The sequence below is a fragment of the Tenacibaculum profundi genome (genome assembly GCF_052050075.1).
In the GTDB taxonomy this organism is placed as follows: Bacteria; Bacteroidota; Bacteroidia; order Flavobacteriales; family Flavobacteriaceae; genus Polaribacter.
In genome coordinates this window covers 2,372,893-2,388,661 of record NZ_CP197225.1, presented here as the reverse complement: position 1 = coordinate 2,388,661, position 15,769 = coordinate 2,372,893, and the positions used below count along the sequence as shown (strand labels likewise).

Below are 15,769 nucleotides of genomic sequence, written 5' to 3'. Positions count from 1 at the left end.
TTTTTATTATAATTATATCTAATTAAATTTATTAACAAGTTTTAATAAAAGTTTACTAACTTTTAATTATATTTTTATCAACAATTAAATCCCATCTTATAAATACACCAAAAGAAATATAAAAATATTATTTAATTTTTAATGTTTTAGCAATTGCCTCAAGTTCAAAAACAAAATTTCTCTTGTTTACAGACGGTGCATATGTAAATCCTTCAAAAACCACTAATCTTTTATTTTTTTCATCAATGATTGTGTAATTAAGAAATGGTCCAGCCATGAAATCATTTTTAACCTCCCATTTACCTCTGGTTTCAAAGGCTTTCCTGCCATCAAACTCGATTTCATTTGTATGCGGAGTATACGCCTGTTCAGTAATCATATACATTCCTTCTTTTCCACCTGGAATATACTTTTCACCAATCATATCTCTCATAGATGAAATATTATCTGCCACATTAGATCCATTTTCATAAGGAACACTATATATTAAAATATTATTACTACCATCTCCTCTGGCAATACCACTTTTTAAGTGCTGACGAAGCCATAAAAAATCATCTTTATCTTCTACTAAATTATATCTCTTAGGTATATCAACCTTAACATTCAAGTTTTGAATGGTTTTAAATTTACGCTCATCCATGCGTTCGCTTTTAAAAACACTTTGAATAAACTTGATATCTTCTTCTTGAAAAATTTTAATAATTTCTTTTCCTCTATTTCTTATCAAACCTACTAAATCTTTTTCATTTTTAGCTGTAGCGTAAACAATTATTTGAGGCTCTGCGTATTTATTTCTTTCTATTGAAATTTGTTCTTCTTTTCCTTTTCTACAAATTAAAATCGCCTTGCTATGCTTAATAAACCCCTTAAAACCAGCAGGGTCTATTTGACCTACATTTAATAATGTTTCTGGCTGTGGCAATCCTACCTGATGCTCTCCAAATACAACTCGAATTTCATCACCTACCTTACCATCCCAATCATTAGCTTTTAAAACTACTAAAATCTTATTGGTATTACCTGAAGATGAGGGTAAAATAACCTCTCTACTTTTTGAACTTTGTTTGCAGGAAATTATCAATAACAATAACAGTAGTAATGACAATGACTTTCTCATACTTTTATGTATTTAAGTTTATTTTTGGTTACAAATTAAAATCAAAAATCATTCCATTATTAATAATAACTACAATGATTGTTTTTTATATTATACAACATAAATAGCATTAAAAATTAAATAGATTTAATTTTTGTTTTTAAATTCTTTTTTTGATTATTAGAAGTTGGTTTTGAGACCACTATTCGCTTTGGGTAAACGAATAATCGTTGACCAATTTTTAGATTACTTTTTTTCAACCCATTCCACCCCTTCAGATCTCTAATTTTTACTCCAAATTTATTTGCTATTTTACCTAAATAATCTCCCCCTTTAACTCGATATACAATCCGTTTATCCATTTCAAAGTAACGTGGCAATGGCTTCTCCCGTTTGGCTTCATCTTGCTTTGCCAAATTGTAAATCTCCTCTTCCTTATCAAGAAAATCAATAACTCTTAATTTAGGTAACCTTATGGAATAATTACGGCCTTCAACATAAGGAACAATATCTAATTTGTATTCTGGATTTAAAAAAGAAAGTAATTCTTCATCTATATTTACCTTTTGTGAAATTTGTTTAAAACTAATTGTTTCTTTTACTTTTATGGTATCTGTTTCGAAATAAAAAATTTCTGGAGTTTTAGGGTATAAATTATGCTCTTTTGCATATTCAAAAATATACATTGTTGCATAAAAAGCTGGCACGTAACCAGCTGTCTCTCTAGGCAAGAATGGCCTAATATTCCAATAATTTTTATACCCTCCTGATCTTTTTATCGCTTTTGAGACATTTCCTGGGCCAGAGTTATATGCTGCAAGAGCTAAATCCCAGTCACCAAAAACTTTGTACATTTGATTTAAGTATTTGCATGCTGCGACCGTTGATTTTATTGGGTCTCTTCTCTCATCAACATAAGAGCTTACTTTCAAATCAAACTGCCTACCCGTTCCATACATAAATTGCCATAGACCAGTAGCTCCAGCAAATGAACGAGCTTTAGGATTTAAGGCAGACTCCACAATTGATAAGTATTTCATTTCAATTGGAACGTCGTATTGATCAAGATACTGCTCAAACATTGGAAAATAATATTCTGCTTTAGCCATTAAAGCTGGGTAATATTTTTTTCTATATTTCAGATATTTATTAATTACTTTTTCTAGAGCTGGGTTATATGATAAATTAAACGGTGTTTTTTCATCTAGTTTTTTTAATCTATCTATTAGCGACTCTTTAGACAGAATAACATTTTCTTCAATCTTTACATCCTTATCGTTAATAACGTATTGTATACTATCGAATAAAGAAGAATTAAAGGTACCCTCAACGAGAAGACTATCAATTCTTTTTAGATCACTGTTAGTAAAAAAGTCTTTTTTTCCTACTAACTTAACAGAATCAGGCTTTATAGTTCCTTTTGTCTTTAAAATAGAGTCTACTGGCTGCTGTGCAATTAACACTGATCCATAGAAAAATAATAGCTTTAATAAAATTTTCAAAAATATGTTTCTTTAAAAAATTATTTATTAGAATAAATGAAATACTACATTTTATTCTTAACGTACTTAATTAATATTCATTTCGACCACAACTGGACAATGATCAGAATGTTTTGCTTCCGGTAAAATATAAGATCTTTTAATCTTATCTTCCAATAAATCTGACACCATGCAGTAGTCGATTCTCCACCCCTTATTGTTTGCTCGCGAGTTTGCTCTATAACTCCACCAACTATAATGACCTGAATTTTTATTTAAATACCTAAAACTATCAATAAATCCACTATCTATAAAATTTCCTATCCAAGCTCTCTCTTCTGGCAAAAAACCAGAAACGCCTTTCATCTTAGGATTATGAATATCTATTTCTTCGTGACAAATATTGTAATCTCCGCAAATAATAATATTAGGATGCTTCTCTTTTAGAATATTGATGTACTCTTGAAACTCCTTCATATAAGTAAACTTATAATTTAGTCGATCAATATTTGTTCCAGAAGGTAAGTACAAACTCATGATTGAAACATCATCATAATCTACTCTTAGGTTCCTACCTTCAAAATCCATACTTTCTATCCCAGTACCATATTCCACATGGTTAGGTTCGTTTTTACAGAAAACTGCTACGCCAGAATATCCTTTTTTCTGAGCTGAAAACCAATATTGGAACGGATAACCTGCTTCAGTAAAATCATTAGCATTTAACTGATTTTGTTGCGCCTTCGTCTCTTGAATACATAGCACATCAGGATTCGCTTGTTTAAGCCACTCTAAAAAACCTTTTTTTATTGCAGCTCTTATACCGTTTACGTTGTATGAAATTATTTTCATCGATTAACTTCCTAATCTTTTTATGTTTAAATATCCATTTCAGGTATTTCTCCTTGTACCACTAAAGTTCCTTCCGTTGATGCTTTAATTTCTTCTACAGAAACCCCAGGTGCTCTTTCCAGTAAGTGAAAAGCGTTATTTTTTATCTCTATTACGGCTAAATTCGTAACAATTTTTGTTACACATCCCACACCTGTCAATGGTAAGGAACACCTTTTCAATAGTTTTGATTCTCCTCGTTTGTTTGTGTGCATCATTGCTACAATGATATTCTCAGCACTTGCCACTAAATCCATGGCTCCTCCCATTCCTTTTACCATTTTACCTGGAATTTTCCAGTTAGCAATATCACCATTTTCTGCCACTTCCATGGCTCCTAAAATAGTTAAGTGTACGTGCTTTCCACGAATCATTGAAAAGCTGGTTGCTGAGTCAAAAAAACTAGCCCCTGGAAGCGTAGTTATTGTTTGTTTTCCTGCATTTATTATATCAGCATCTTCTTCACCTTCGAAAGGAAATGGTCCCATTCCTAAAACACCATTTTCACTTTGAAATTCAACTTGAATATCATCTCGAACAAAATTGGCTACCAATGTTGGAATACCAATTCCTAAATTTACGTAGTAACCATTTTTCACCTCTTTTGCTATACGTTTAGCGATTCCGTTTTTATCTAACATTTTCTATTGTATCAATTTAATAATGTGTATGTGTATAGTCTGTTTTTAAAAAATATGCAAAAATGACTCAATAGATTTCTAAACTATTGACTCACTACTGTACAAAAGGAATTAAACCTTTTGACGAACGGTTCTTTGCTCAATTCTTTTTTCATATTTTTCGCCTTGAAAAATACGCTGTACAAAAATCCCAGGAATATGTATATTGTTAGGGTCTAGCTCTCCTACTGGTACTAGTTCTTCAACCTCTGCAACTGTTATTGTTGCAGCACCACACATATTTGGATTAAAATTCCTTGATGTGCCTTTAAAAATAAGATTTCCTGCCGCATCTCCTTTCCAAGCCTTAACGAAAGAGAAATCTGCTTTAAATGCCGGCTCTAGCACATGCATTTTACCATCGAATTCTCTTACTTCCTTGCCTTCTGCTACTTCAGTTCCATAGCCAGCAGGTGTATAAAAAGCAGGAAAACCTGCTTGTGCTGCTCTACATTTCTCTGCTAGCGTACCTTGAGGGGTTAATTCTACTTCTAACTCACCTGATAGCATTTGACGCTCAAACTCATCATTTTCTCCAACATAAGATGAAATCATTTTTTTTATTTGGCGGTGTTGGAGTAACAGCCCCAAACCGAAATTATCAATACCTGCATTATTTGATATACAAGTAAGATCTTTTATCTCCAACCGAACCAATTCTGCAATAGCATTTTCAGGAATTCCACACAAACCAAATCCACCTAACATTAACGTCATTCCACTCTTAACTCCAGTAACTGCCTCTTGTACATTTGTTACTTTTTTATTAATCATATATAGCTGCTTGTTATATTTTAAAAATCTGTGTCTTCATAATCAATTTCTTTTTTTTCTTCTTTTTCAATTCCTTTATCTTTATTAGGATTTTTTGTCGAACAATTAATATTAATTGTTAATTCCTGAGAAGGTTTCTCAAAGTCTTCCTTACTTATATTCAGTGTTTTGTCTTGGTAACATTTTTGCATGAACAATGCCCATGTTGGTAATGACATCGTAGCTCCTTGACCTCGACCAATCCCGTAAAAATGAGTTGCTCTATTTTCTCCACCAGTCCAAACACCTGTCGCTAAATTTGGCACTATTCCCATGAACCATCCATCTGACTGATTTTGAGTAGTTCCTGTTTTACCAGCAATTGGATTAGTAAACTTATACGGAAAACCTGTACATTCTTTCTTCTGCCTTGTCCAATTAGACCTTAATCTTCCTCCTGATCCAGATTCCGTAACCCCTTTCATTAAATCTAGAATAACATAAGCTGATTCTTCACTTAACACCTCTTTGGTTTGAGGCACAAATTCTTCTAGAAGAGTTCCATTTTTATCTTCAATTCTAGTTATCATCATAGGACTTACCCTAAGCCCTTTATTAGCAAAAGTTGAGTAAGCACTGACCATTTCAATTAAAGATAAGTCTATAGCTCCTAATGCGATCGATGGATTCGCTTCTATTTTAGACTTAATTCCTGCTGACTCTGCCAAACGCGCTACATTTACCGGCGAAACTTTATCTATTAATTGTGCTGTAATTACATTAGTTGATTTAGCCAAAGCTTCTTTTAATGTTAATTCCCCTCCATACTTATCACTTGAATTTTTAGGTGTCCAATCCTCGGGCATTCCATACTTTTCTTTTGGAATTGTGTATGGAGTATTTGATAACTTATCGCAAGGAGACATCTTTAACTGGTTAATTGCTGTAGCATAAACAAAAGGTTTAAATGTAGACCCTACCTGTCGCTTCTGTTGTTCAACAGCATCATATTTAAAATACCTATGATTTATTCCACCCACCCAAGCTTTAATATGGCCTGTTTGTGGCTCAATAGAAACCAAACCAGATCTGAGAAAATGCTTATAGTAACGTATAGAATCATATGGCGTCATAACAGTATCACGATCTCCTCTCCAAGAAAACACTCTCATCTCAATCTCAGTATTAAACGCTTGCTCTATTTCTTTTTCGCTAGCTCCTTTTGCTTTCATCTTTTTATAACGATCAGAGTTTTGTTTTGCTCTTCTCATCGTACTAGCTATTTCAGCTTTGTCTAAATCATAAAACGGTGCTGTTTTGTTAGTCTTTTGTTCCTTATTGAAGAAGGACTGTAAGTTTGTCATATGAGCTTTTAATGATTCTTCTGCATATTTTTGCATACGTGAATCAATGGTTACATGAACCTTTAAACCGTCTTTATAAATATTATAAGCGTTACCATCTGGCTTCAAATTATTTTTAGCCCATGTTTTTAAAATTTTCTTTAGATTCTCCCTAAAATACGTTGCTAAACCATCACTATGACTCTCCGGTGTAAAATTAATTTTAAGTGGTAACTTTTGAAGAGAATCTTTTTCTTTTTCTGTTAAAAAATTGTTTTTTCTCATTTGAGAAAAAACAACGTTCCTCCTACCTAAAGATTTCTTTTTTGAAATTTCTCTATGCGGATTATACTGTCTTGGATTTTTAAGCATTGCAACAATGATTGCAGACTCTTGTATATCCAGCTCTTTGGGTTCTTTTCCGAAATAAATCCTTGCTGCTGAACGAATCCCTGTAGCATTGAAGAGGAATCCTTGTGTATTTAAATACATTGTGATTATTTCGTTTTTAGTATACTGTCTTTCTAATTTTACCGAAACAACCCATTCTTGCATTTTTTGAATAATTCTTTTCAGTTTATTCGAAGAAGCTCTTTTTGTAAAAAGGTTTTTAGCTAATTGCTGAGTTATGGTACTTGCTCCTCCTCCAGCACCCATTTTTGCAATTGCTCTTGCTAGACCTTTAAAGTCTATTCCAGAATGTTCATAAAAACGCTCGTCTTCAGTTGCTATTAATGCTTTTATTAAATTATCAGGAAGGTCTTTGTATTGAATTGGTGTTCTATTTGCCTTAACGTAATATTTCCCTAGGGTTTTCCCATCAGCAGAAATTACCTCTGTTGCTAAATCACTCTTAGGGTTTTCCAGCTCCTCAAATGTCGGAAGCTTCCCAAAGACTCCCCAAGATGCAAGTAAAAATAAAAAAGAAATAAAAATTATTCCCCCTAAAATTATTCCCCAAAACCATTTTGTATACTTTATAAAACTTACTTTTCTTTTCTCTGTCATTACTCTCTTTTTTCAATTCTTAACCCAATATCTGTAATTCCTTTTAACTTTTCAATACCTTTTACTTCACCATTTTTTCTCATTGCTTGTCTAATTTTAAAAATGTAAGTTCCTTTTTTAGGAAAAACGATATTCTCTTTGTAAAAAAGTTTATTCTCTTTAATATCAGAGAATCCATGACCTAAAAACTTACCTGAAGCATCAGCCATATCATACTCTAATGTATCGATTATGACATTTCCATCAGGAAACTTTAACTGCGTTATTAAAAATAAATTACGAAAATGAAACTCTTTATTATTCCTTAAATTAATGAATATATTTCTTTTTTTGAGAGTATCTTGAATAGAAAAAACAAACTGGAGCTCATCCTTAATATTCCATTCTTGATTGTCTAATGTCAAATACTTGTCATAAATTCTTTTCTTATCACAAGAGATAAAGAAAATTAAAAGTACTAAACAACCAATCAAAAGTTTACTTTTGCTTATTATTCTCAGCATTGTTCTTACTATTATTTCTTCTTTTATTATTGGTGTTTCTTTTTGCTCTACTGTTTGTGTTAGTTTTATTATTTACAGTATTATTACCAGTACCATTTTTTTTCGTTTCTGAATTAGGCTTATTATTATTTCTTCTTCTATTACCTTGCGACTTAATTGGCTGTGCTTCTTTTTTATTATTTTGTTGATTTGTTTTTTTATTTTCGTTTTTTATGTGAGAAACTTTTTTATCTTGATTTTTGTTAACTTTTTTGTTTTGCGATTTTCCTGAGGTATTTGTTCTCTTATTTCCCTGCTGTTTATTATTTGTTTTTTTTATCTTTTTTCTATTCCTCCTTGGTTTTTTTGGAACATCAAACCTAGTAAGACTATCTTGACCTACAACATTTTCGAAATCATTTTTAGGCTCATCCACAACTTCTAATTCGTATTCTTCAAGTGGAGCTCCTAATTCATCTGATTCATTTAGTTCAATTATCTCTTTTACCTGGTCTAAAGATAATTTGTACCATTTATAACTTTCTTCTTTGTATGTATACCAAAGCAACTGTTTAAATATATCCATTTTAACAAAAATGGCGTCTCCTCTTTCTGTTTTTAAAATAGCATCTTGCTTTGGGAATTCTTTAAGAGCATCTAAATACGAGTCTAACTCAAAATTTAAACAACACTTCAATTTTCCGCACTGTCCCGCTAACTTTAAAGGGTTTAAAGATAATTGTTGATACCTAGCTGATGCTGTATTTACCTTTCTGAAATCAGTTAACCAAGTGGAACAACACAGTTCCCTGCCACATGAGCCAACACCACCTAATCTTGCTGCTTCCTGTCTCATTCCTACTTGTTTCATTTCTACCCTTATTGAAAAAGCACTTGCTAAATCTCTAATTAACTGGCGAAAATCAACACGGTCATCTGCCGTATAATAAAAAGTAGCTTTTGTCCCATCTCCTTGATATTCAACATCCGATAATTTCATCTTCAGTCCTAGCTTCAATATTATTTCTCTACCTCTTCGCTGTGTTTCTTTTTCTCTTTCTCTTGCTTCCTGCCAAACGTCAATATCCTTCTGTGATGCTTTTCTATATATTTTCTTTACATCATCACTATCTACGAGCACCTTCTTTTTTCTCATTTGAACTTTTACTAGTTCACCTGCTAAAGAAATAACGCCAACATCATGACCAGAAGACCCCTCCACAGCAACGATATCTCCCATTGAGATACTCAAATTGTTTGTATTTTTAAAAAAATGTTTTCTACCGTTTTTAAAACGGACTTCGAATATGTTAAAAGGGACCTCACCTGCTGGTAAAGACATATTTGATAACCAATCAAAAACGGCTAATTTTGTTCCACTACTACATGATCCGGTAGCACAATTTCCGTTACTTTTACATCCTTTTGGAATGCCGTTTTTGTTAGTTGAGCAACTGCTACAACCCATAATTAATATTTATATTTTTTAAAAGCCTTCTTAAACCTGAATTTCAATCAGTATCAAGAAGCATTTGTATATTTTTGATTTTAATCTAATTATTTTTTTGATAGTTATATCTTATCAATCAGTAAAGATACGTATTCTTGACTAATGTAAAAATTGATATTTTTAAACTCAAAAAATTCATATAATAATTAAATAAAAAAAAACCCCTATAATTGAAAAATTATAGGGGGTTTATATTTTTTAAATAAATTCTAAACTACTCCTTGATCTATCATAGCTTCGGCTACTTTCACAAAACCTGCAACATTGGCACCTTTTACATAGTCAATATATCCGTCTTCTTGACTACCATATTTTACACATGACTCATGAATACTGTTCATTATAGCATGTAATTTGCTATCAACTTCTTCTCTAGTCCACGATAAACGTAACGAGTTTTGAGACATTTCTAAACCAGAAGTTGCTACTCCACCTGCGTTAGATGCTTTTCCTGGGGCAAAAAGTATTTTTTCCTTTAAAAAAACTTCAATTGCTCCAGGAGTAGATGGCATATTTGCTCCTTCAGAAACACATATACAGCCATTTGAAATCAAAGTTTTAGCTTCATCTTCGTTAAGTTCATTTTGCGTTGCACAAGGTAAGGCTACTTGGCAAGATATTCCCCATGGTCTTTCTCCTTTAAAAAACTTTGCTGATGGATATTTTTCTACATATTCATGAATCCTTCCTCTTTTTATATTTTTGAGTTCCATAATAAAAGCTAGTTTATCTGCATCAATCCCTTCCTCATCATAAATATATCCAGATGAATCTGACATAGTTACCACTTTAGCTCCTAATTCTGTTGCCTTCTCTGCAGCGTATTGAGCTACGTTTCCAGAACCAGAAACAACCACAACTTTACCATCTAAAGAATCGTTCTTTGCATTAAGCATATTTTGCGCAAAATACACATTACCATAACCTGTAGCCTCTGGCCTTATAAGTGAACCACCCCAAGTAGCTCCTTTACCAGTTAAAACTCCAGTAAACTCATTTCTTAAACGTTTATATTGCCCAAACATATAACCAATCTCACGCCCACCAACTCCTATGTCTCCTGCTGGTACATCTGTATCAGGACCTATATGTCGTGATAATTCTGTCATGAAAGATTGACAAAAAGCCATAACTTCACGATCTGATTTTCCTTTCGGGTTGAAATCAGAACCTCCTTTACCCCCCCCCATAGGCAATGTTGTTAAAGAATTTTTAAAGACTTGTTCAAATCCTAAAAACTTTAAAATTGATAAATTTACCGATGGATGGAAACGCAACCCTCCTTTGTAAGGGCCTATTGCTGAGTTAAACTCAACTCTGTATCCCCTATTTACCTGAGTTTCCCCCTTATCATCAACCCATGGCACTCTGAACATAATGACACGTTCTGGTTCAACCATACGCTCTAATAATTTTTTACCTTGGTATTTCGGATTATTTTCTATGAAAGGAATTACTGTTTCTGCAACCTCATGTACAGCTTGCAAGAACTCTGGTTCAAATGCATTACGTTCTTTAACGTAATCCATGAAAGCTTTTATTTTAGACTCCATAAACCTTTTTAGTTGTTTTGTTATTTAAATTTCGACAATTTATATGAAGCAAATATAATTAATTTGCAATTTGTTAAATTTAATTTTTTTATTTATTTTAAATAGCTTTTTTATGTTTTTTTGATTCATCAAAAACTCATTATTTTTTTACTAAAAAAACCTTAAATTTGTGACTTAATTTTGACGACTCATAGATAATGTTAGATAAGGTAAAAGAGTTAATTGGTGACGTAAAGACGTTTCAAGCTACATCCAAAGAAGAAATAGAGGCTTTTCGAATCAAGTATTTAGGTAGTAAAGGGCTATTGAAGGACTTATTCGCTGAATTTAAAAATGTTGATGCAGAATTTCGTAAAGACTTTGGACAAGCTTTGAACAATTTAAAGAAATCAGCAGAAGATAAAGTCTCTCAGTTAAACGAAGCCTTTGAAACTTCTGATAACGAAACCCACTCCTGTAGTGATTTAACTAAGCCTGCAGAACCAATTGAACTAGGATCAAGGCATCCGATTTCAATAGTTAAAAATCAAATTATTGAAGTTTTTAACCGAATTGGCTTCACTGTCTCTGAAGGACCTGAAATTGAAGATGATTGGCATAACTTTACCGCACTCAACTTACCAGAATATCATCCAGCACGCGACATGCAGGATACTTTCTTTATTGAAAAACACCCAGACACGCTTTTAAGAACGCATACTTCATCTGTTCAGGTTCGCTACATGGAAAATAATGAACCTCCTATTCGAACAATTTCACCAGGTAGGGTTTTTCGTAATGAGGATATTTCTGCTCGAGCTCATTGTATTTTTCATCAAGTTGAAGGGCTGTATATTGATACAGATGTATCTTTTGCTGACTTAAAGCAAACACTACTATATTTTACTAAAGAAATGTTTGGGAAATCTAAAATACGCTTGCGTCCTTCCTATTTTCCTTTTACTGAACCTAGTGCAGAGGTTGATATCTATTGGGGGCTGGAAACTGAAACAGATTATAGAATTACTAAAGGAACCGGGTGGTTAGAAATAATGGGCTGTGGAATGGTAGATCCAAACGTATTGAAAAACTGTAATATAGATCCTATCAAGTACTCAGGGTATGCTTTTGGAATGGGTATTGAACGTATTGCTATGCTCTTATATCAAATACCAGACATTAGAATGTTCTACGAAAATGACAAAAGATTTTTGGAACAGTTTAAATCAGTAATTTAAGTTTTATTAGAAAGCTTACTTCTAGCGTTTGATTTCTAATCAAAATTTAGAAATATAGCAAGGCTAAAGTCATTAACTCCCATAGCTTATAAAACCATTGTTATTAATAACCAATTAAAAATATAGCAGAAATTAAATTTATATAACTGATAATTATACTGTCATATAAAGTAAAATTTTATGATTTATTTAATAGGTACTCAAAATAAACATTTATTGCAATATTTTTCTTAATATCATTATTCAATAAAACTAACTTATAAATTCAATTGAATTACAATAAAAGAAATGAGAAAAGACATTCATATTCCTGATGTTAAAAATATTGAAATGGCTGTTGTTTTAGAACATAACAAAACTCACAATGTTAAAGAGTGGATTGTCTATCTAATTAATAGAAAGGAAGTTCCTTTGAACATGGTTATCATTGTATCTCAAGGGTTTTCAGAAACAAAAACAACGTCTGTATTTAGAAAAAAAATAGATCTACTCCCAGAAAATTCTTCTGCTAAGATAGAATTAATTCAACCCGAACTATTTGCTTTAGACAACAGGTTTCAGGTAAGTTTCTTTGAAAACAATATTCTTTACGATAAAACATTCTTGTTTAAAAAGAACACTATAAGAGAGGATGATTTAAAAAATATAAAAGATCTCAATAAACCCGGAATTATTTGTAAATAAAAAATCTATGAAGATTATCAAAAGATTAAAAGGACGCCAAAATAAGCACCCTTTTTTTAAAAGTTTATAGAATAATCATAAAAACTACTTACCTTACAACAAGACTATATTGAGGAGTTGGATTTAGTGGACAGAAATAAACGTATCTTCCTTTTGTCAAAACAACCTCTTTAGTCTTTGATTTTTTATTATTCTTTACTAATGATGTGACATATGCATTTTTAATATGATTTACTTCATCTATTTTTCCTTCTGGAGTTAATACAAAACCTACATCATGACCTACTTCATTATTTGCTATCTCGAAAACATAGGTTCCTTCGGAAAGAGAAATAGACTTTTGAGTGAATTCTCCTTTAGTCTGTTCAAGGGCTACTGTCTTTATTTGTTGTGCATTCCCCTGGAAAGAAAATCCTACTAATAAAACTAATACTACTATTATTCTTCTCATTTTATTTATTTTTATACGTTTACTGAATATTTTCCTGCTTCTACCTTTGGGAAATCAATTTCCGTTTCAGCAACATGATTTACGTAGTTTGTTAATGTATTGGCCACTACATTTAATATGATTTCCAAAACATCACCATCATCATATCCTGCCTCTTTAAAAGCTATAATTTCTTCAGAAGTAACATTCCCTCTTTTTTTTGTAACACTTTGAGCAAACTGCAATGCTGTTTTAACTTTTTTATCTAAAGCGTCACCTTTTCTATTACTATTGATTTCAGCTTCAGACAAACCGTTCATTTTACCAATAGCTGTATGAGCAGACAAACAATAATTACAATTATTTTCCTCTGCTATCGCCAATGCTAACTGCTCTCTAAATTTATTTGAGAAGTTTCCACTAGCCGTTAATTCTCCTAGGCTTAAATACGTTTGCAATGTTGCTGGTGAATTTCCAAACACTTTTATTAGGTTTGGAATGAATCCTAATTTTTTATTTACCAAATCAAATAATTCTTTTGATTTACCTGTAGTTGTATCTGGATTTAAAGTTTTTATTCTTGTACTCATAATTTTAAGATTATTTTATTGTATTACTTAATTTATCACACTCATTATAATTTACACCATTCCCATATTCTTGATAACCCCAACAATTCGGGCAATTCTGTTTTTCTGAATTCATAATATCTTGTTTTTATTTCTGTTACAAAGATGCAACTAAGAGACAGCTTAAAAAATGGACAAAAGTTCTTATCTATTGGACAAATTAGAAAAGGGACGGTTTTCAAGTTTTTTTAAACCCTTATTAAACTATTATTAGAAAAACTTAATAACTCATATCGGCTATGAAAAAACTCATCAATTTTTCATCAAAAAAATAGCTCTATTATAAAAATAGACTAGGTTGTTTTTTGAAATAATTTTGGAGATTTTCCTGTGGCTTTTGTAAAGAAACGTGAAAAATATGCAGGATCATTAAACCCTAAATCAAAAGCAATATGTTTAATTGTTTTACTTGAATATAAAAGTTGTCTTTTAGCTTCTGTAATGATTCGACTTTTAATTAAGTCACTAGGAGTTTCAGTACCTATCTTTTGAAAATGCTTACTTAAAGACTTTGGAGATAATCCTAACCGGTTTGCATACTCAGTAACACTATGTATACTTTTAAAGTTTTGCTCAACTAAAACGCTAAAGTCTTTGTACAATCTTGTTTCTATATCATCTTTAAGTGACACAGAACTACTTATCATTCTAACTGAATGTACAATAAACTGTTTCAGGTAAGACTGTAACATGTCATACTTAGCCGTTTCTGACTGTTCAAATTCCTCTATTAAATTTTCTACTATGAAATCAAGCTTTCTTCTATCTTTTTGATCAATTGAAACAGAAGGTGTTTTGTATACATTATTAAAAAGCACCCCATTACAAGCAACCTCTGAATCATGCGCTTGGAGACAATAAAAATCCTGTGTAAAACTGATTTGATACGCATTCTTTATTTTTTCAGAGTCTACAGAAAACACTTGACCAGGCGAAAGGAAAAACAAAGTGTCACTTTCAGCTATAAACCTATCAAAATCAATACTATAAACACCAGAACCTTCTTTTACCCAAATAATTTTATAAGAATTAACTCTTTCTTCTTTACTAATGGAGCACGCTTTATCGAACGCTATTTGTTGCAGCGAAAACACATTGCGAAATTGATATGTTTTTATGTTTTGTAATGCCAAACCTGTTTCTCTTTACACCATATATAATCGTTATTTTTCTCAATTTATAGATATAGTCGTAAATTAACTAATTTCTAACAAAAAATATTACCATAATAAATCAAAACAACTATTTCTTGTGAACTCAATCAGTTCACTCCTATTACATATTTAATTTGAAGCTATATCATTCAATGAAATAGTTGCAACCCCATGATTGAACAACAAACACACATCACTGCAATCATCTTCTTTGGAGTTAAAAATAGAATGTACAGATATAATGTCTAAGATCGTTTCCTAACCTTGGCCCGAAATAATAGTTTATGAATCAACCGATCCCAATACAGTCGCTGAATAAATACTTTGACTATTTTCAACACAGAAATACTTTCTAGAATATCAATTAAATATGCATTGTACCTGACATAGTCTAGAGAACATACACTATTGATCCAGAAATATCAGTACTTATAGTTGCCGAGCCCGAATTTCCTGGTTCTATAAAATATAATGCATTTCCTTCTATTAACATACTATCTCCAACTATACGTATGCAACTATCATCCTAAATTCGTTCAGTAAATAATGGAACCTTTACTGTTTTTATTCCTGAAATTTCTCGACTAGTACCGACAGCCACTAAATAAACATTAACCTCACTAATTACTGAAACAGCAGATACATTTCCATTTCGTTAACTAAAAATCTACGATTAGACTCCCCTTTTGATTGTTTAGCATCAATATAGCTATCAATTAAGTCTACATAAATTTCTTGCGTTGGTCTGTTACCTGTGTCAAAGTAACTTTTTATGATTTTTTCGTTTTGTTTCATTATTCATTTTTAACAAGATCAATATTACAAAAGGTGAATTATTGAAAGTAGAAAATTATT

At 31.7% G+C, this 15,769-nt stretch carries 15 protein-coding genes; 2 read left to right on the top strand and 13 right to left on the bottom strand.

Annotated elements, in window-relative coordinates; genetic code table 11:
* Window positions 1–127: 127 nt before the first annotated feature.
* The 9 genes from ACSIGE_RS09690 to gdhA form a co-directional block, all read right to left on the bottom strand.
* Window positions 128–1,120 (bottom strand): DUF4837 family protein, encoded by a 993-nt coding sequence (locus tag ACSIGE_RS09690; protein WP_440879675.1) that lies wholly within the window; start codon window positions 1,118–1,120, stop codon window positions 128–130.
* A gap of 116 nt (window positions 1,121–1,236) precedes the next feature.
* Window positions 1,237–2,601, bottom strand: coding sequence for a transglycosylase SLT domain-containing protein (locus ACSIGE_RS09685; RefSeq protein ID WP_440879674.1), 1,365 nt, complete (start codon window positions 2,599–2,601; stop codon window positions 1,237–1,239).
* A gap of 66 nt (window positions 2,602–2,667) precedes the next feature.
* Entirely contained in the window at window positions 2,668–3,432 is a 765-nt protein-coding gene (locus ACSIGE_RS09680; RefSeq protein WP_440879673.1) for an exodeoxyribonuclease III, read from the bottom strand.
* A gap of 26 nt (window positions 3,433–3,458) precedes the next feature.
* The gene (locus ACSIGE_RS09675) at window positions 3,459–4,112 is read right to left on the bottom strand and encodes a 3-oxoacid CoA-transferase subunit B (protein WP_440879672.1); all 654 of its coding nucleotides are present in this window, start codon (window positions 4,110–4,112) and stop codon (window positions 3,459–3,461) included.
* A gap of 111 nt (window positions 4,113–4,223) precedes the next feature.
* Entirely contained in the window at window positions 4,224–4,925 is a 702-nt protein-coding gene (locus ACSIGE_RS09670) for a CoA transferase subunit A (RefSeq protein ID WP_440879671.1), read from the bottom strand.
* Between the two features lie 20 nt (window positions 4,926–4,945).
* Window positions 4,946–7,255 (bottom strand): transglycosylase domain-containing protein, encoded by a 2,310-nt coding sequence (locus ACSIGE_RS09665; protein ID WP_440879670.1) that lies wholly within the window; start codon window positions 7,253–7,255, stop codon window positions 4,946–4,948.
* A complete protein-coding gene (locus tag ACSIGE_RS09660) occupies window positions 7,255–7,758 on the bottom strand; it encodes a gliding motility lipoprotein GldH (protein WP_440879669.1) in 504 nt (167 codons plus the stop codon). The genes ACSIGE_RS09665 and ACSIGE_RS09660 overlap by 1 nt, the downstream gene beginning before the upstream one ends.
* A complete protein-coding gene (locus tag ACSIGE_RS09655) occupies window positions 7,733–9,205 on the bottom strand; it encodes a PSP1 domain-containing protein (RefSeq protein ID WP_440879668.1) in 1,473 nt (490 codons plus the stop codon). Before ACSIGE_RS09655 ends, ACSIGE_RS09660 begins: the two co-directional genes overlap by 26 nt.
* Before the next feature lie 251 nt (window positions 9,206–9,456).
* Window positions 9,457–10,800 (bottom strand): NADP-specific glutamate dehydrogenase, encoded by a 1,344-nt coding sequence (gene gdhA, locus ACSIGE_RS09650; RefSeq protein WP_440879667.1) that lies wholly within the window; start codon window positions 10,798–10,800, stop codon window positions 9,457–9,459.
* A 197-nt stretch (window positions 10,801–10,997) separates the two neighbouring features.
* Here gdhA and pheS point away from each other — a divergent pair, with 197 nt between their 5' ends.
* Window positions 10,998–12,017 carry a phenylalanine--tRNA ligase subunit alpha gene (gene pheS / locus ACSIGE_RS09645; protein WP_440879666.1) on the top strand — a complete coding sequence of 340 codons (1,020 nt, stop codon included), beginning with the start codon at window positions 10,998–11,000 and terminating at the stop codon, window positions 12,015–12,017.
* A 288-nt stretch (window positions 12,018–12,305) separates the two neighbouring features.
* Window positions 12,306–12,701, top strand: coding sequence for a hypothetical protein (locus tag ACSIGE_RS09640; protein ID WP_440879665.1), 396 nt, complete (start codon window positions 12,306–12,308; stop codon window positions 12,699–12,701).
* Window positions 12,702–12,789: 88 nt separating this feature from the next.
* Here ACSIGE_RS09640 and ACSIGE_RS09635 read toward each other — a convergent pair whose 3' ends face one another.
* The 4 genes from ACSIGE_RS09635 to ACSIGE_RS09620 form a co-directional block, all read right to left on the bottom strand.
* Window positions 12,790–13,152 (bottom strand): hypothetical protein, encoded by a 363-nt coding sequence (locus ACSIGE_RS09635; protein WP_440879664.1) that lies wholly within the window; start codon window positions 13,150–13,152, stop codon window positions 12,790–12,792.
* A gap of 11 nt (window positions 13,153–13,163) precedes the next feature.
* Window positions 13,164–13,721, bottom strand: coding sequence for a carboxymuconolactone decarboxylase family protein (locus ACSIGE_RS09630; protein ID WP_440879663.1), 558 nt, complete (start codon window positions 13,719–13,721; stop codon window positions 13,164–13,166).
* Between the two features lie 332 nt (window positions 13,722–14,053).
* Window positions 14,054–14,893, bottom strand: a complete 840-nt coding sequence (locus ACSIGE_RS09625; protein WP_440879662.1) for a helix-turn-helix domain-containing protein — start codon at window positions 14,891–14,893, stop codon at window positions 14,054–14,056.
* 645 nt (window positions 14,894–15,538) lie between these two features.
* Window positions 15,539–15,709: a hypothetical protein gene (locus ACSIGE_RS09620; protein WP_440879661.1), complete on the bottom strand. Its 171-nt coding sequence runs from the start codon at window positions 15,707–15,709 to the stop codon at window positions 15,539–15,541.
* Window positions 15,710–15,769: the final 60 nt, after the last annotated feature.